Source organism: Hydrotalea sandarakina, assembly GCF_003254115.1.
Taxonomy (GTDB): domain Bacteria; phylum Bacteroidota; class Bacteroidia; order Chitinophagales; family Chitinophagaceae; genus Hydrotalea; species Hydrotalea sandarakina.
This window is the reverse complement of the sequence record NZ_QKZV01000001.1, coordinates 433,030-451,147: the sequence shown is the minus strand read 5'-3', so window position 1 is coordinate 451,147 and position 18,118 is coordinate 433,030. Positions and strand designations below refer to the sequence as shown.

Genomic DNA, 18,118 nt, shown 5'->3' with positions numbered 1-18,118 from the left:
GTATGAAGAATATCAGAAATTTTTGCATTATAGCCCATATTGACCACGGGAAAAGTACGTTGGCTGACCGATTGTTAGAGGAAACACAAACAATTGGGTCGAGAGAAATGATGGACCAGGTATTGGATGATATGGATTTAGAGCGTGAAAAAGGAATTACCATAAAAAGTCATGCCATTCAAATTAACTATAATCATAAGGGTGAAGATTATATTTTAAACCTTATTGATACCCCCGGTCACGTTGATTTTAGTTATGAAGTTAGCCGCGCTTTAGCAGCTTGCGAAGGTGCATTATTGTTGGTGGATGCTACACAAGGCATTCAGGCTCAAACTATTAGTAACCTTTATTTGGCTATTGACAACGATTTGGAAATTATTCCCGTTATCAACAAAATTGATATGGATGGCGCTATGATACCCGAAGTAACCGACCAAATTGTTGATTTAATTGGCTGTAAGCCCGAAGAAATTTTGTTGGCAAGTGGTAAAACCGGCATAGGCATTCAAGATATTTTGAATGCTATTGTTGAAAGAATTCCACCTCCGGCAGGTGATGAAAATGCCCCTTTACAAGCCTTAATTTTTGATAGTGTATTCAATAGCTTTAGAGGTATTATTGTTTACTTCCGAATAATGAACGGTACTTTACGCAAAGGAGATAAAATTCAATTTGTTTCAACCGGACAAAACTATATAGCTGATGAAGTGGGTATTTTAAAATTAAACATGGTACCCAAAGATTCTTTGAGCGCAGGAAATGTGGGTTATATAATCACCGGAATTAAAAACGCAAAAGAAGTTAAAGTTGGTGATACTATAACATTAGCCGCCAACCCGGGTGAAATGATTCAGGGTTTTGAAGAAGTTAAACCCATGGTTTTTGCAGGTATTTACCCCGTAAATACTGATGATTTTGAAGAATTACGGGAATGCATGGAAAAACTGCAGTTGAATGATGCATCACTAACATTTGAATTGGAAACATCCAAGGCACTTGGTTTTGGTTTCCGATGCGGTTTTTTGGGTTTGCTACACATGGAAATTATTCAGGAACGTTTAGAGCGAGAATTCAATCAAACCGTAATTACAACCGTTCCTAACGTAAGTTTTCATGCATATTCTACAAAGGGCGATAAGATAGTGGTGAATAACCCTTATGAAATGCCCGATCCTACACGTTTAGACAGAATTGAAGAACCTTTTATTAAAGCACAAATTATTACTTTACCGGAATATATAGGTAATATCATGACCTTATGTTTGGGTAAAAGAGGCATTCTTATTAACCAGTCATATTTAACCCCAACAAGGGTTGAATTAATATTTGAAATGCCTTTAACTGAAATTGTATTCGATTTTTATGATAAGCTGAAAAGCAGCACTCGTGGGTATGCTTCATTCGATTATTCCCCAATTGGCTATCGCGAAGCTGATATTGTGAAAATGGATATTTTATTGAACGGTGATAAAGTAGATGCCTTAAGTGCATTAATTCACCGCAGTAGGGCACAAGACTTTGGTAGAAAGCTTTGTGAAAAATTAAAAGAATTGTTACCCAGACAACAATTTCAAATTGCCATACAAGCGGCCATTGGTGCTAAAGTAATAGCCAGAGAAACCATTTCGGCCATGCGAAAAGATGTAACCGCTAAGTGTTATGGTGGTGACATTAGTCGTAAGCGTAAATTATTGGAAAAACAAAAAGAAGGTAAAAAACGTATGCGCCAAATTGGTAATGTAGAAGTACCGCAAGAGGCCTTTTTGGCTGTATTGAAAATAGATTAGTAATCCCTCCGTTCATATAAACGCAAAGGCTGTCTTTCACTTTCATTGAAGACAGCCTTTTTCTAATCATTTCACCCAAAACCCAAATTCAAAGATTTGAATGTTATGGTTGATTGTAGAACTTAAAAAATCTAATAGCCAGGTGCTACACCAATATAATTATGTGGGGTGATAGACTTCAATTGCTTTTTTAATGCTGCCGAAATTTTTAATTCGTCAATAAATTGATGCAAGGTTTTCTGATTAATCCCTTCTTTTCCTCGTGTTAAAGCCTTTAAGGCTTCATAAGGGTTGGGATAATTTTCTCTTCGTAAAATGGTTTGAATAGCTTCAGCAACAACAGCCCAATTGGCATCTAAATCGCTAGCTAATTTTGCCTCATTCAATACCAACTTACTCATTCCTTTGGCAATTGACTGAAGGGCAATCATGGTATGCGCAATAGGTACACCTAAATTTCTTAATACTGTTGAATCAGTTAAATCGCGCTGCAAACGTGAAATGGGTAATTTATTCGCTAAATGGTTGGCTATAGCATTAGCCATTCCTAAATTACCTTCCGCATTTTCAAAATCAATAGGATTTACTTTATGGGGCATTGCAGACGAGCCAACTTCACCTTGTTTTGTTTTTTGTTTAAAGTAATCTAAACTAATGTATGTCCAAACATCTCTACAGAAATCTATTAATATGTTATTAATGCGTTGTATGGCATCTAAATGAGCAGCCAAACAATCGTAATGTTCAATTTGGGTGGTAAACTGTTGACGCTGCAAGCCCAATTTTTTATCAACAAATTCATTCCCCAGTTGAATCCAGTTTTTATGAGGGAATGCCACAACATGCGCATTAAAATTACCGGTAGCACCACCAAATTTAGCAGTATAAGGAATTTGCGTAAATAGTGCAATTTGACTATCTATACGTTCTACAAAAACCATCCATTCTTTACCCAAAGTAGTAGGTGAGGCAGGTTGCCCGTGAGTGCGAGCCAGCATTGAAATTTTTTTCCATTGTTGTGCCTGCTGTTTTATCTGCTGTTTTAAGTTGAATAATGCCGGCAAATATTCCAGTTCCATACAATCTTTCCAACTTAAGGGAATTGCAGTATTATTCACGTCTTGCGATGTTAAACCAAAATGTACCCATTCTTTTAACGCACTTGCACCTATTTTATCTAATTGTTCTTTTATAAAATATTCAACCGCTTTTACATCATGATTGGTAGTAGCCTCTAACGCTTTAATATGATTAGCATCAGCTAAACTAAACGAATCAGCTATATTCTGTATTTTCTTTTGTTGTGCTGCGGGTAACTTAAAAAATTTTTTTTGTGCAAGAAATATGAAATAAGCTACTTCTACTTGTACGCGGTATTTCATTAAAGCAAATTCCGAGAAATAATTATCCAATGAAGCCGTTTGTTTTCTATAACGTCCATCAATTGGTGAAACAGCGGTAAGTGAAGTAAGTTCCATGTAAAAATAGTTTTCCGGTTGAAAAATGTTTTTTAAGTTTTATTGGGTTTGTTACAGTTAATCGTTCAAATAATCATTCACTTTAAAACATATATCTGTTAAAACAGTGAATTTTCTTTTCTTTGCATGCAAAAGTAAACGAATTGGACAAGAGAATAAGAGTTGGGGCTGTAAGTTATTTAAATACCAAGCCATTATTATATGGTGTAAAAAAGAATGCAGCACTGTTAGAACAAATAGCATTGATTGAGGATTATCCTGCAAGTATTGCCAATATGCTATTAAACGATGAAATTGATGTAGGCCTGATTCCTGTTGCGGTTATACCCAAAATGAAGGCTTCTTATATTATTACTGATTATTGCATTGGTGCGGAAAATGATGTTGCCTCTGTTTGTCTTTTCAGTGAAAAACCCATTGAAGAAATTACCCATGTTCTGCTCGATTACCAGAGCCGAACTTCTGTTAATTTAGCAAAAGTATTGTTGAAACATTACTGGAAAAAAGAGGTGATTTTTGTAGATGGCGGCGTTGATTTCAGAGCGCAAATAAAAGGTACTACCGCCGGGGTTGTAATTGGCGATAGGGCATTAGAACAAAGAAAAATTTCACCATTTATTTATGATTTGGCAGGGAATTGGATAAAAATGACCGGATTGCCATTTGTTTTTGCAGCATGGATTGCCAATAAACCATTAAATGAAAATTTTATTGCTGAATTTAACAAGGCTAATGCTTTGGGCATTGAGCATTTAAATGAAGTTTTGGCTCAGTTAAATTATAGCACATATAACCTGCATACCTACTACACACAAAATATCAGCTATGAATTGACGGATAATAAAAGGAAAGGTTTGGAACTATTTCTATCTTTACTCAAAACCGTTTAACCATTTCTGCATGGCCATTATTACTGTAGTAACCATCTGTTACAATAATTTAGCAGATCTTCAAAAAACCTGCGCTTCAGTAGATGAACAAACTAATGCACCTTTTTGTCATTTAATTATTAATGGTTCTACTAACAATGATATTGCCAATTGGCTTTCTGAAACCCAACAGCCTGTATATCGCCAATGGATAAATGAGCCGGATAATGGCATTGCCGATGCATTTAATAAAGGCGTTCAACATGCTCCAGAAGGGTTTATTCATTTATTAAATTCCGGCGATATTTATGCAGATAAGAATGTTTTTTCACAGATAAATAATTTTTTAAATGCCCATCCCAACATTAGTTGGATGAGCGGAAAGATTATTTTAAAGCGTGCACAACATTGGGTTACCGTTGGTAAGCCTTTTGATGCAAAAAAATTATACAGAGGTATGCGAAGCATTGCACACCCAACTTGGTTTGTGAAAAAAGAAGTATATGAACGTTGTGGTTATTTTAATATGCAATACAAAATTGGAATGGACTATGACATGCTTTGCAAAATTAAAGATGAACCTTATGCCTTTTATAATGCCCCTGTAACAAAGTTTGACGATACAGGCATTAGCTCAACACAATACTTAGCCTCTTTGAAAGAAAATATTGTTATTTATGAAAGCCATTTCGGCTTTTCACTTAAATGTCGTTTATGGCAATGGCGTTTAAAAATGCTGTATTTATTACTGCAAACAAGGGTTGGAAAATTTTTATTTCTTGTAAAGAAGAAATTAGGTTTAGAAAACCACTGATGAAGATTACATTTTGATGGCAATCCTGCCGGTATCATCCATTCTGTTCAACAATATTTGAATATTTTGCTCAATAATGTATTCGTCAACGGCCTGCCGTGAACCCTTCCAAAAACCATAATCATCAATAATTAAAACACCGTTTTTATTTAATAATGGATAAAGGTGTATCATTTCATGCCGGGTTGAGGCATACCAATCTGTATCTAATCTTAGTAGCGCAATTTGATCGGGTATATGTTTGGGAATAGTTTGCAAAATATCGCCTTCTATAAAATGAATATTTGCTGATGGATAAGCAACATTAGCCAAATTCTTTTTTACCTCATCTAATGTTGAATAAGCCCATACAACACTTTCCGATTTGTTGTTGGCTTCATTCTGTAATTGATCTGCCGCATTTCTATTCAATGAGTCTTTATCTTCTTCAGTTGGTGGCGTCATGCCTGAAAAAGTATCATATAAATAAAGCTGTCTGTTATTTACACCTAATTGCAATAAAGTTTCTGCAATAGCCATCATACTGCCACCTTTCCAAACGCCACATTCTACAAAGTCACCGGGAATATTATGTTGAATAACATATTTAACAGCCTCAATAAGACCAAACAACCGTTCATTGCTGGTCATAGTGTAAGGTCTTACTTTTTCAATAATTTGTATGTGAAAGGGTTCAAAATCTAATGGGTAAGGAGATTGTTTAGCCTCTAAACCAAATAATACTTTGAAAGCTTTAATGGGTTTAAAAATCATTTTCTACTTTGTGTTGAATGGATGCAAGTTAATGTGGGGGATGGGTATCGAAAAATTTTTTTATGGTAGTAATCATCTTAATTGCGGTTACATCGGCATAAGGAATGTTCACTACATATTCTAATTTTTTCATGATTCTTACATCATTTTTTTGAATTGCATCATCTATTGTATGTGGATAAACAGCTACAATATTGTTACTGATTGTTTCAGGATACGGTGCAAATCGGCCGTATTGCGATCCATTGAAAACGCCAAATGTGGTGCAGTTTACAAGCGCTGCCAAGTGTATGGCACCTGTATCAACACTAATTAAACATTTGGCATTTTTTAAAACTAATAATAATTCCGGCAAGGTAGTTTTGTTGGTTAAATCTTTAAGCGGATGGTTATATTGCTTTACAAATGATCGGCTGTAATGTAAGTCGTTTCTTGAACCACAAACTATTGCCATCCAATTAAAGCGTTCATATAAATAATTACTTACTTCAACAAAATTTTCGGTTGGCCAAATTCTTTTCTCATGGCGTGAACCCGGAAATATAACAAAGTAATCGTGATAAATTCGCGAAGTAACATCTGAGTGTATTATATTGATGGGGAAAGTTGGTTTAAATACTTCACTGGTTTTACCTGTTACAAATTCAGTAAATGCTTTGTTTCTATAAAACTCAAATACCGGTTTTTGCATTTCGGGCATTAAATGTTTGTATAATCTAAAATCATACAACTGTTCATATGTTGCATAATTCTGTTTATTTCTATACATCCCATAAGTATTCTTAGCTTTGGCTGCTTTTACTATACTATCATCAATTCTTTTAGCACGACTATATATAGGGTTTATTACAATGTCATATTTTTCCAAATAAATACTTCGCAAAAACTTGTATCTGTAAAACATATTGGTTTTAAATGCATTTTTATGCAACCAAATGCTATTGGAAAAATAATTTTTTGCTTGCAGGTTAAAAAGTGTTCTTACCGAAGTATTGCCAACAAAATCAACAGCATAATTCTGCAACAAATTACATTGCACCATTTCCGCAATAAAAGATTGCCATAAAACAAAATCACCAATCTCATCTGTACGTACTATTAGTGCTTTAGGGGTTGTATTTTTTTTTCTTCGTCCGGTAATGGCAAGTATTAAAACCAGGTCATATACCAATCCTTTTAAAAAATTAAGCATGGCATTTTAGGTTTTACCAGGTTAGGTTATTTATTTTTTCGCATCCACTTTTCAAAAAGCTGATGTGCATCGGGTGTTAATTTGAATATAAATATACCAACTATGAACAGAATAGAAAAAATTGCCGAGCGAAATATAATCCCAGTCCATCCATTCAGGTGGTTAAACAAAAAAAAGCTAGTAAAAAAAGCTGCGAAACCCAATAAAATAGCTAATACCGTTTTGCCGTTAAAGGGTTGCATTTGAAACTTTCTTCGTAAAAATTCAAATCGTATGAAATTATAAATTGTGTAGGAAGCCAATTCACCAATGGCAGAGCCTATAATGCCATAATGTTTTATTAAAAACCAGGTTAATGGAAGGCGCAGCGTTAATAAGATAACGCCGGAATTGAAATCAAATTTCCAATAGGTTGAGGTGTTAATTAACACATTATTTACACCGGTTCCTGCATCTATAATTCGAGCCATACCTAAAATAAATAATACACCTAAACCCGATTGGTATTTGTTTTGCACATGCAATACTTCCATACCTTGCGATACATTGAGCCAAATATTGCCAAATATAAAAAGCGCTAATAGTAGCAAATTAATACACGACCGAACATAGATTCGGTTAATTTCCTTGTAATCTTTATCCTTCCAGGCTTTGGCCAAATAGCCCGTTGCAATAGCTTGAATACTACGTTGGGGCACTTGTACCAAATTAGCCGCATATTGTGATAGTCCAAAAATACCTACCGAAACTAAATCCTGAAAATGTGCAATAAATACACTATCAACCGTTGCAGCAATAGAGCTTATTAAGGTTCCACCAAAAATAAAAGCTTGCATGCTTAACATTTTTTTGCGAAACTTTTTGGTTACGCGGCTTATTTGAAATGGAAAATACAATTGTTTTCTTCTGCGTAAATACACCACCAACACAATAAATATGAATGCATATAAAAAGGTAAACAACCATACAAATGTGTTAAATGAAATTATTTTGAAATAAAATAATAAGATAAAAACCGTAGTCACAATGCGCATTACGGTTTCTTTTAAAAAGTTGGAAATAATAGTTTGATGTATGGCCCAACAATAAGCTTCTAAAACTGAAAAAAGCAGCATGCCTAAAGCGAAGGGAAACATCAGGTAATAAAAATCAACAATTAGTGGTGACTTTTGCTGGTAGGCATGTACAATTAAAGGTTGAAAATAAAAACCTGCTACCAACAAAATAATAAAACCGGTTAATGCAGTGCCCATTGCCCAAGTAACAATATCAATTTTTTGAGCAGGCAAATTGTCTTTATAATATGGGTAGAATTTATAAATAACAGGAATAATGCCTAAACTGGAAAATATGTACATATTCTGCCCAAAATCAAAAAAAATGCGTGTTAATCCAAATTGTTCGGGAGTAAATGAACCATTGGTTACATAAAAGTATGTGTTTAGTGCACCCACCAGAAAGCCCAGGTACACTAATATGCTTGAAACAATAGTTTGGTGCCGTATACTACCCATAATAATGAATGCAGGTAAAAGCTATATTAAGCGCCAAATTTATGTATTCGGTTAACAAATAAACGGTTTAGGCCCTATATATTTATTCAAAACAAATTATCTTGCCAACTTAACTGTATTGATTTTTGTATGGTTTCAAACAACTTTAATCCATCATTTCGCCATCCGCTGTACATTATACGTAAAGGTTTGTACAATAAAATTAAGCAATACAGTGTTGAATTAAACGGAAACTTGTTAGACTTTGGATGTGGCGCTAAACCTTACCAAACTTTATTTGCCCATGTAAATAAATATGTTGGGGTGGATTATGACAGCGAAGGACATGCCCATCAAAATGAATCAATTGATTTTTTTTATGATGGACATACTTTGCCCTTTGAAACCCATAGTTTCGATAGTTTGTTTAGTTCAGAAGTTTTTGAGCATGTATTTAATTTAGAGGCAATTTTACCTGAAATAAACCGTGTGCTGAAGCCGGGTGCTAAAATTTTAATTACTTGCCCATTTGCATGGGAAGAACATGAAATACCCGTTGATTATGCCCGATATACCCAATTTGCTTTGCATAGTTTATTGCAAAAAAATGGATTTCGTATTTTAATAACCGATAAAAATGGTCATGCTACTGCCGCTTTACATCAGATGTTCATGGTGTATTTACACGACGATTGGTTGAATCGTGTTTTTATTTTATCAAAATTCAATTTTTTTAAGAAAATGGTGCGGCAAGTAATGATACCCTTTTTTAATTTATTATTTATTGCAACAGAAAAATTATGGCCGGTAAATAAACGGCTTTTTTTGAACACAATTATTGTAGCGGAAAAAATTGAAGACTGTTTTAAACAATAACAATTCATGGAAAACGGCTTAAAGAAAATGGCATTTACAGTTTGCTCGGCTAACCATTTAGCTTATGCAAAAACTATGGCCGATAGTTTAATACAACATGCACCTGATTATACCGTAATTATTGGGTTGGCTGATAAAAATAATCAACGCTTTAAACAAGAGGATTTCTTACCTCATCGCATTGTTGAAGTGGAATCGTTGGCAATTCCAAATTTTGATGCAATGAGTATTCAATATAATTTAATTGAACTGAATTGCGCTTTAAAACCTTTCATTGCGCAATATATTTTTAATACTGAATACCCTGATATTTTACTTTATGTTGATGCAGATATTTATTTTTATCAATCGCCGAGCGAAGCTGAACAAATTTTAAATGAAAATGCAATAGCCATTACGCCGCATTTTTTTACACCAATTAACGATGGTGCCTTGCCGATGGAACGTGATGTTTTAAGATCCGGCATTTACAATGCCGGATTTATTGCCATGAAGCAACACAGTATTACCGATAATTTCTTGCAATGGTGGGCTGAACGGTTAACCAATCAATGTTTTTATAATTTTGCCGAAGGCATGGCTGTTGATCAAAATTGGTTAAACTTAGTTCCACTTTTTTTCGAAAAAATTGCCATAATAAGCCATAAAGGTTATAATGTAGCATATTGGAATTTACATGAAAGAAGTTTGGCGCTCAATAACAATCAAGTATGGGTGAATAATCAAGAACCGCTTGTTTTTTTGCACATCAGTGGTTATAAATTTGAAACCCCACAAATCTTATCAAGACATCAAACCAGGTTTAACCTTTTGCAACTACCGGTTTTAAATAAGTTGTTAGAAGCTTACCGAAATAAGGTATATGAAAATGGCTACGCACAATACATTCATTTGCAATGTGCCTATGCTAAAGCAGAAAAAAAATCAACCGGATTAATGGCTTTTACGAATAAAATATTAAAACCTTTAGGTATTAAAATTACGAATGCATAATCTTTTGAATTTGTAAAACCATCACTACATTGTAGTCTATTTCACAATTACTGCTAAAAAGTACTTTGTATTTTATATCGGAAAGACTATTTAGTTGTTGTAGCATAAAATCATAACCCATATCGGCATGAACGTGATATGGATTCATAGGTTGGCCAATACGTTTGCATATTGCCTCATATTTAGGTTGATCGGGAAAAACCAAAATTAAATTCCCACCGCTTTTTAAAATTCTGATAAACTTACGCAATACCATTGCCGTATTAGGTACATCTTCAATTAAATGACTACTGTACACATAATCATATGTATTATCAGCAACCGGAATTTCATCATTAATTACATCGCAAGGTATATCTACTTTATCTTTTCCGGCATGGGCATAAGGCTGTGGATAATCAATGCCATCACATTCAGTTTTTTTAATTTTATCACCACCAAAACCAATATCGCATCCTTTACCTTCGCAATAAGGTAATACCCACTTTCTAACTTTACTGGTTTCAGAAGTATAATTAAATTGAATACCAAACAAACGCGTTAAAGTGCCTTTAATTTTTCTATTAACAAATGTTTCAAAATTCATGCTTAGTAGTTTAAAAGGCCTTTAAATGCATCAATTCTAAATTGAATAACCGGCCATGCTTTTGCAGGATGTCCCTGAAATGTGTATTTAATTGCTAAAATAACCGATGCAGCTAATTTAAATGTATATTCAATATTTTTTTTAACAAAAGCCCAACGACTAATGGCTAAAACTCTTCTTCGTTCACCACGGCCAATGCCACTGGCCACACGATACATATATTCTTTTGTAAGTTTTTTTACTTCAACAATATGGTGAACAATGATTTGTGGATGATAATAAATTTGTTTGCCTAATGCCTGCAGTTTGTAAAAAAAATCTTTTCCTTCACCACCAATACGCACCGTTCCAACAACACCGGGTAACATTTCATTAAAACCACCTACCAACTTAAAGTCATCAGTTCGAATAATCATATTTGACTCTAGCGGATATTTTCCCGGGGCAAATACACATATTTCCGAGCTATAATCAAAATTGCCCACTAATGATGATACATAGTAACTCATCCACTTAGGTTCACTTGGAATATATTTCGGAATAATTCTTCCGCCTAAACCACCTGCATTAGGGTAGGCTTTAAAAAAATCAATGATTTTTTCTAAATAATCAGGCTCTGCTACAGCATCATCATCCATAAAACACAATAAAGCCCCTTTCGCCAATGCAGCACCGGTATTACGTGCATATGAGGCGCCTTGCTTGGATTCATTCAAATAATAAAAAGCATAATCGGCATGTGCCGCTATAAATGATTGACAAATAGCTTCTGTATTATCTGTGGAATTATTATTTACCACAATTACTTCGTATAAATTTTTATTGCAGGTTTGATGCACTAAACTATTAAGTGCTGCCTCAATATAAGTAGCACGATTGTAAGTACAGATAACAACTGATATTTGAATATTATTTTCCATGCAAATTTTCTAAAATACTATGTGCATTTTGCGCAATATTACCCCAAAAAAATGCTTTATAAAAAGAATTCGGGGTTTCCTTATTAAATTTTGTAGCTAGTATAATTGCTTCAGCTAAAGCATTCATGTCATTGTCTGCCACAATCCATAACTTTTCTTGCGCAATATTGTTTGGAATACCTCTACTGCCGGATGTAGTAGTAATTACTGTAGTATTTTGCGCAAGCGCTTCAACTAACTTGGTTTTAATACCTGTTGCCATTGTTCCCGGATGAATGAATGCATCAACGCCCAAATTCATTTCGTCTATATTTCTTACAAAACCTATGTATTTTATTTCAGCAATTGGTTCAAATGCATCTTTTAAAAAAGTGGGTAATGCAGTACCGCAAATAATAAGGGTAAAATTGAATTGCTTATGGCGAAGCAATGGTATTACATAATGAATGATATTTTGTAGTGCTTCAATGTTGGGTGCATAGTTAAGGGTACCATTAAACAACAACAAACAATTATTTTCAGCAATATTGTATTTGCTGCAAATAGCTTTGCGAGCTTTATTTTTTTCTGATGTAGAAGGTGGAAATTGCTGAAATGTTCCATAACGAACAATAGCCAATTTTGAAGGATGCAATTTCCAATGCTTTATTGCATAGTCTGCATCTTCTTCGCACTTAAAAAAATTATAAGTACATAGTTGATGCATCCATTTTTCGTACTTTAAATATAATTTCCAATAGCTGCGGTTCAATAATTTAAATCGAAAGCCTTCAATATTGTGAGAGTGAATAATGTAAGGTAAGCCGGTGAAAATATGTAATAAATAACCTAACCATCCCCAATACGAATGCTCAATAATGATTGCTTGAATGTTGTTTCTTTTAATATATTGAATAAGCGCAGGTACTTTTATTAAGTTGGCAATGCCTCTACCTTGAACATATAATTGGTTGTATTTATGTTCGAATGGGATATCATTCCAATTATTATTCTCTGCACAAGCAATGAATATTTCATCAAAATGAGCTAAAGATTTATAAAAATCTACAATCCCTTTTTGCCCACCCATTTCTGCCGGGAATACTTTGTAAGAAACAATAGCTAGTATTCGCATACTATATTTTATTCAGGCTTACTATTTATTAGCCTGAATGAATGAACAATAGCGGCAATAATTAATATCCATACCAATGCTGATGCACCAATTGCAATCTTAGTGCTATCATAATATGATGCAGGTTTAAATTCAAACAAAATTTCATGTTTACCTGCAGGAATTGACAAGCCACGCAAAACATAATCTGTTTGAATAATAGGAACTTCCTTGCCATCAATATAGGCTTTCCAACCTCTGTTGTAATAAATTTCACTAAATACGGCAAAACCATTGCTACTGCTGTTCGATACATAATGAATAATATCATTATCATTTTTTACCAATTGAATACTGGCAGCAGTATCGGTTGTATTTGTATAAGTTACCAATGACTGTTGTGCAGCATCAACAATAGCAGTATCTTTTGGTGTAAAGTTGTTTAATGCTTTCATTACCGCAGCCGGACCGTTTACAAATTGTACGGTTTTTACAAACCAACAAGGACCTAATGCTTCGGGATTTAATTGTACCTCGGGTTTATTGGTAGCTGGATTATTAACAATAATGTACTTGGTATTCAGCATATTTAATACCTGCCTGTTCATGGGTTGTTTTCTTAGCTGAAAATTCAGTAAGTCTTCAACAATACTTAATTTGGCCGGATGATAGCCGCCAACGGAATGAAAATGATAGGAGGTTAGTGCATCGTTAAAAACATCTTGTGTTAAATTCAAAACCCGATAGTACGATGTATCTTTTAAAATTTGTTGATCTGCAGCCGAAGGTTTAAAATAAGCATCATCAATGGATTCTTCATCTTGGAAGTTTTTTTCACTGAAATATCTGCGATCAATACTTATGTTATCCGCGGCAATTAGTATAACTATTGCAGCTATGGCATAAGTAACTTTCAGTTTGTTTTTCAAATAAAAGAAAATACTGGCAGCAGCCAAAACAACAAAAATGATAGAACGTAGCAAGTCTGCACCAAATAAACTTCTTCTATCTTCTATCAATGCATTATAAATGCTGTTCGCTTCTGTAGTATTGCCTTGAGTTAATTGCGTAAAATACGATTTCAAATTAGCGTCTGCCGGAGCCGCGTAATCAAAACTAAAGTATAGCAATATGGCCAATACAAAAAAGGCACCTGTAATAATCAGCGTTTTTTTCAATGCAAAAATGGCAAAAGCTTTGTCTTTAGTATCGAAAAATAATTGTTGCAGTACCAATATTGCTACAAAAGGAAAAGTAAACTGAGGAATTACCAACGTCATTGTGGGTACCCTAAATTTGTTGTAGAGTGGCAGGTGGTTGAATAAAAACTCGTTAAAGAACATAAAGTTTTTGCCCCAACTCATTAGCAAAGCCACTACCGTTAATATTAACAACCACCACTTGTGTGGTGTTTTCAAATAAACGATTCCAAAAATGAATAATAAACACAAAACGGCGCCTAAATAAACCGGACCACTAGTAAAAGGCTGATTACCCCAGTAAGAAGGCATGCTTTCAGCAAACTGAGCAGCCTGATCATCGGGTACACCTTTTTGTTGCAACATTTTAGCAATGTGTGAATCTCCATTAAGTTCACCACTAGAGGCACCGCCATATACATCAGGAATTAGTAATGTAAAACTTTCCGCTTTTCCGTAACTCCAATTAAAGGCATAGTCAATGGGTAATCCGGCAGTTTTTCGAGTGGACGTTGCATTGGCAGCGGTATCTAAATTCAACGTGCCATTACGCATAGTGGCTTTTGAATAATCGTTGGTGGTAGCCAACGTTACTAAGTTACATGAGGCACCAATAGCCCCGGCAATAAATGTTAATATTAATGCTTTAACTAAATGTTTATAATCTTTTGCCTTTATCCATTGAATAATAAATCCAATGGTCATAAATGCTGCTATAATAATAAAGTAATAAGCAATTTGTAAATGGTTTTGAGCAATTAATAAACCACTAAATAAAGCGGTTAAAGCTGTTCCCCACCAATATTTTTTCTCATAAATAAGCCATATGGCTCCAACTAATGCAGGCACATATCCTAATGCAAGCATTTGTGTATCATGTCCGGCAGCAACAATAATAGCAGAAAAAGAAGCATAGGCATAACCAATACTTCCTGCTATGCCAATCCAATAATTGGTTTTAACCACTTGACTCAAAAAATAAAACGATATACACAATAAAAAGAAATAACCAATAGGTTTAGGTAAAAACAACATGAATAACGGATGCGCATATACTATAGAAACCGGATTGGCTGCTGTTAAAATAATTTGATAGGCAGGCATGCCACCAAATAAATTGTTATTCCATAAAGGGTAATGACCATGGGTATCTTTATACTGAATTAAATCTTGCGCCATTCCCCGCCAGTGAATAACATCACTTTGTTGAAGCACTTTTCCTTCGATGGTGGGTTTTGAAAACAAAACAGCTACAATTGCAAATAATACTATGGCAATGATATGTGGCAATAAATTTTTTAAAGCAACATTTTTCATGTGGTTGTTTTTATTGTTTAAAGAAACCAATGTATGTTTAATTCATGTTATGATTAACAATTACAAGTTGACATATTATATGTAACATTGTTTTTTTGCAAAGGCAAATTAATGGTATTTTGAACGAAATTTTATGAAACAGCAATTTTTATTCTTAAACCGGGTGGCTTTTATTGGTAATATAGCTTTTATGGTGACAATGATTATGCATTATAGCGGCCCTATATTTCAGAATAAAGATTTAGAAAGTTATTGGGTGGTTGCAGGGCATGCGGTAATTATATTAAATATTTATTTGCTGTTAAATTTAATTTTTAAAAGAAGTTTTATTCAATTGGCGCCAAAATGGTTATTAGGCTTTAATGGTAGCTTATTATTATTGGAAGCAATTTATTTCTTAAGCCTTTAAGTTGTAAAGTTTAATTTAGGCCTGTTTGGAAAATTCATTTATCAGCATATTCACAACAACTTTATCAATTGGCAAGTGAACAGTTTCGCTGGTTAATGCTGATAATGGAACCCATCTTAATCTTTCATATTGGCCTGCTGTATCGGCAATTTCTTCAGGTGTAAAATCAAAGGGGCGGGAAGTGGTTTTTAAATGTGCAATATCCTCATCAATGGCAGAAACTTTATAATAGATTGACATTATTTGATCAATAGTATTGAAGGCGGATATTTGAAAAAAATCGGTGGTATAGAAATGTTCCTGAATTGAAACATGTAAGCCGGTTTCCTCTAAAAATTCACGTTCAAGACATGAGCGAGTACCTTCACCCAGTTCTAAACCACCACCCGGAAATTTTGTGAAATAATTACCACGAATGTATTCATCACTCACCAAAATTTGGTTGTTATGAATCAGTAGACCGTAAACACGAATGGTGAATTTTTGAGGCTTACTCAATTTTTCGTATGCAATAGGCTGGTGCATAATTTTAATTTTTTTATAATTCAATTTCGCCTTTAAAAACAAAAGTGGCAGGGCCGCACAACCATATATTAGAAAAATTTTCTCCTAATTTATCAAATTCTACTGCCAATTTTCCACCCAAGGTATTTACTTCAATACGGTTAAAGCCGGCATCATTATGTGCAAAAACCAAAGCAGCAGCAGTTACTCCTGTTCCACAACTTAAGGTTTCATTTTCTACACCCCGCTCATAAGTTCTAACGGTAATGGTATCCTCATTCACCATTTCCACAAAGTTTACATTAATGCCTTCTTTTTCAAAGTCTTTGCTAAAACGAATGGCGCGGCCTTCTTTAAACACTTCGTAATTATCAATGTCTGTAACAATTTTCACATAATGTGGTGAACCGGTATTCAATAAAAAATCACCATAATAATGTTCAATATTATCAACATTCTTCATCTGTAAATCAACCCAACCATTTTTCTCAAAATGCGCTTCATGTGGGCCATCAATAGCTATGAAATGGTAATTTTCTTTTTTTAAACCAATATCATTAGCAAATTTTACCAAACAGCGGCCTCCATTACCACACATGGTACTTTCATTGCCATCAGCATTATAATACTTCATTTCAAAGTCGTAGGTATTGCTTTGATTTAATAACATTAAACCATCGGCACCAATACCAAAACGCCGATTACAGAGAAAATTAATTTGTTCGGTAGTAAGCGTAAAATTTTTTGTTCGGTTATCAAGTATAATAAAATCGTTACCGGTACCCTGATATTTATAAAAATTAAGTTGCATATAATTTATAGTGTACTTATAATAGATAAAGCTTTTTTAATTAAGTTTTCAACGGCCAGTGCTCCATCTTTACTAAATTCTTTTCGTATTCTATTGGCTACAATTACGTTAACGGATAAACACTGATGGCCTAATAGTTTACCTAAACCATATATAGCACTGGTTTCCATTTCAAAGTTACTAATTCGATGTTCACCACTGCTGAAGCTGCTAAAATTATCTACCAATCCCGGATTAGCTAAGCCTAATCGCAACACTCTACCTTGTGGACCATAGAAACCCGGGCAGGTAACGGTAATGCCATGGTGAAAGCCTTCAACAAAATGTTTTAAGATGCTAATACTTCCGGTAGCTATGTAGGGTTGAATATTGCCTGATAATTGTGTGTGTGCAATAAAATTTTTTAGAATTTGTTGTTCCGCTTCATTAGCTTGATAGGGGTAATAATGCAGTAAGTTATCTAAACCAAGTCCATGAGTACCTACCACAAAGCTATCAACAGGAATATCGGCTTGTAATGCACCTGAAGTACCTAATCGGATAATTTTTAGAGATTGTAAATTAGGTTTAATGGTACGTGTGGTAAAATCAATATTTTTAAGTGCATCTAATTCATTCATCACTATATCTATATTGTCCGGCCCAATTCCGGTGGAAATAACGGTTAAACGTTTTTTGCCAATATATCCGGTATGGGTTACAAATTCTCTATGTTGTCTTTTAACTTCAATAGAATCGAAGTGTTTGCTGATTTTTTCTACACGGTCAGGGTCGCCTACTGTAATAACGGTATCGGCTAATTCATCAGGCCTTAAATCAACGTGGTAAACAGCACCACGTTCATTAATAATTAGTTCAGATGGAGCAATAGTGTTCATAATTTTTTTTTGAAGTTGCAAAATTAGAATTTTGTATTTAGTTACGATGCTTTATTTTCGCAGCCTGAAACAAATGGTCCTGTGGCCGAGTGGCTAGGCAGAGCTCTGCAAAAGCTTGTACAGCGGTTCGAATCCGCTCGGGACCT

17 protein-coding genes and 1 tRNA gene are annotated in these 18,118 nt (G+C 34.3%); 7 read left to right on the top strand and 11 right to left on the bottom strand.

Going from position 1 to position 18,118, the window contains the following annotated elements:
• Positions 1-2 precede the first annotated feature (2 nt).
• Positions 3-1,787, top strand: coding sequence for a translation elongation factor 4 (gene lepA, locus LX80_RS02015; protein ID WP_111293354.1), 1,785 nt, complete (start codon positions 3-5; stop codon positions 1,785-1,787).
• Between the two features lie 131 nt (positions 1,788-1,918).
• On the opposite strand, the gene purB is transcribed toward lepA, so the two are convergent.
• Positions 1,919-3,265 (bottom strand): adenylosuccinate lyase, encoded by a 1,347-nt coding sequence (gene purB, locus LX80_RS02010; RefSeq protein WP_111293353.1) that lies wholly within the window; start codon positions 3,263-3,265, stop codon positions 1,919-1,921.
• 143 nt (positions 3,266-3,408) lie between these two features.
• Here purB and LX80_RS02005 point away from each other — a divergent pair, with 143 nt between their 5' ends.
• Both LX80_RS02005 and LX80_RS02000 read left to right on the top strand, forming a co-directional pair.
• Positions 3,409-4,155: a menaquinone biosynthetic enzyme MqnA/MqnD family protein gene (locus tag LX80_RS02005; RefSeq protein ID WP_111293546.1), complete on the top strand. Its 747-nt coding sequence runs from the start codon at positions 3,409-3,411 to the stop codon at positions 4,153-4,155.
• A 10-nt stretch (positions 4,156-4,165) separates the two neighbouring features.
• Complete coding sequence (locus tag LX80_RS02000) at positions 4,166-4,948, top strand: glycosyltransferase (protein ID WP_111293352.1); 783 nt, start codon at positions 4,166-4,168, stop codon at positions 4,946-4,948.
• A 6-nt stretch (positions 4,949-4,954) separates the two neighbouring features.
• Here LX80_RS02000 and LX80_RS01995 read toward each other — a convergent pair whose 3' ends face one another.
• Genes LX80_RS01995 through LX80_RS01985 form a run of 3 tightly spaced genes read right to left on the bottom strand, consistent with a single transcriptional unit; the run spans position 4,955 to position 8,407 of the window.
• Positions 4,955-5,701: a TylF/MycF/NovP-related O-methyltransferase gene (locus LX80_RS01995; protein WP_111293351.1), complete on the bottom strand. Its 747-nt coding sequence runs from the start codon at positions 5,699-5,701 to the stop codon at positions 4,955-4,957.
• A 28-nt stretch (positions 5,702-5,729) separates the two neighbouring features.
• Positions 5,730-6,893, bottom strand: a complete 1,164-nt coding sequence (locus LX80_RS01990) for a glycosyltransferase family 9 protein (protein ID WP_111293350.1) — start codon at positions 6,891-6,893, stop codon at positions 5,730-5,732.
• A gap of 26 nt (positions 6,894-6,919) precedes the next feature.
• Positions 6,920-8,407, bottom strand: a complete 1,488-nt coding sequence (locus tag LX80_RS01985) for a lipopolysaccharide biosynthesis protein (RefSeq protein ID WP_111293349.1) — start codon at positions 8,405-8,407, stop codon at positions 6,920-6,922.
• A 129-nt stretch (positions 8,408-8,536) separates the two neighbouring features.
• On the opposite strand from LX80_RS01985, the gene LX80_RS01980 reads away from it, so the two are divergent.
• Both LX80_RS01980 and LX80_RS01975 read left to right on the top strand, forming a co-directional pair.
• A complete protein-coding gene (locus LX80_RS01980) occupies positions 8,537-9,262 on the top strand; it encodes a class I SAM-dependent methyltransferase (RefSeq protein ID WP_111293348.1) in 726 nt (241 codons plus the stop codon).
• A gap of 6 nt (positions 9,263-9,268) precedes the next feature.
• Positions 9,269-10,255: a glycosyltransferase family protein gene (locus LX80_RS01975; protein WP_111293347.1), complete on the top strand. Its 987-nt coding sequence runs from the start codon at positions 9,269-9,271 to the stop codon at positions 10,253-10,255.
• Here the strand turns inward: LX80_RS01975 and LX80_RS01970 are convergent.
• From LX80_RS01970 to LX80_RS01955, 4 genes are read right to left on the bottom strand one after another with little or no spacing between them, the layout of a single operon-like run.
• Complete coding sequence (locus tag LX80_RS01970) at positions 10,242-10,841, bottom strand: class I SAM-dependent methyltransferase (protein ID WP_111293346.1); 600 nt, start codon at positions 10,839-10,841, stop codon at positions 10,242-10,244. The genes LX80_RS01975 and LX80_RS01970 overlap by 14 nt on opposite strands.
• A gap of 2 nt (positions 10,842-10,843) precedes the next feature.
• Positions 10,844-11,761, bottom strand: coding sequence for a glycosyltransferase family 2 protein (locus tag LX80_RS01965; protein ID WP_111293345.1), 918 nt, complete (start codon positions 11,759-11,761; stop codon positions 10,844-10,846).
• Complete coding sequence (locus LX80_RS01960) at positions 11,751-12,875, bottom strand: glycosyltransferase (protein ID WP_111293344.1); 1,125 nt, start codon at positions 12,873-12,875, stop codon at positions 11,751-11,753. The genes LX80_RS01965 and LX80_RS01960 overlap by 11 nt, the downstream gene beginning before the upstream one ends.
• Positions 12,876-12,883: 8 nt before the next feature.
• The gene (locus LX80_RS01955) at positions 12,884-15,370 is read right to left on the bottom strand and encodes a YfhO family protein (protein WP_146250356.1); all 2,487 of its coding nucleotides are present in this window, start codon (positions 15,368-15,370) and stop codon (positions 12,884-12,886) included.
• A 133-nt stretch (positions 15,371-15,503) separates the two neighbouring features.
• Here LX80_RS01955 and LX80_RS01950 point away from each other — a divergent pair, with 133 nt between their 5' ends.
• Positions 15,504-15,779 carry a hypothetical protein gene (locus LX80_RS01950; protein ID WP_111293342.1) on the top strand — a complete coding sequence of 92 codons (276 nt, stop codon included), beginning with the start codon at positions 15,504-15,506 and terminating at the stop codon, positions 15,777-15,779.
• 15 nt (positions 15,780-15,794) lie between these two features.
• Here the strand turns inward: LX80_RS01950 and LX80_RS01945 are convergent, their stop codons facing one another.
• Genes LX80_RS01945 through LX80_RS01935 form a run of 3 tightly spaced genes read right to left on the bottom strand, consistent with a single transcriptional unit; the run spans position 15,795 to position 17,972 of the window.
• Positions 15,795-16,304, bottom strand: coding sequence for an NUDIX domain-containing protein (locus tag LX80_RS01945; RefSeq protein WP_111293545.1), 510 nt, complete (start codon positions 16,302-16,304; stop codon positions 15,795-15,797).
• 13 nt (positions 16,305-16,317) lie between these two features.
• Positions 16,318-17,094: a diaminopimelate epimerase gene (gene dapF / locus LX80_RS01940; protein ID WP_111293341.1), complete on the bottom strand. Its 777-nt coding sequence runs from the start codon at positions 17,092-17,094 to the stop codon at positions 16,318-16,320.
• Between the two features lie 5 nt (positions 17,095-17,099).
• Entirely contained in the window at positions 17,100-17,972 is an 873-nt protein-coding gene (locus tag LX80_RS01935; RefSeq protein WP_111293340.1) for a nucleoside phosphorylase, read from the bottom strand.
• Positions 17,973-18,047: 75 nt separating this feature from the next.
• On the opposite strand from LX80_RS01935, the gene LX80_RS01930 reads away from it, so the two are divergent.
• Positions 18,048-18,118 (top strand) — tRNA-Cys (locus LX80_RS01930).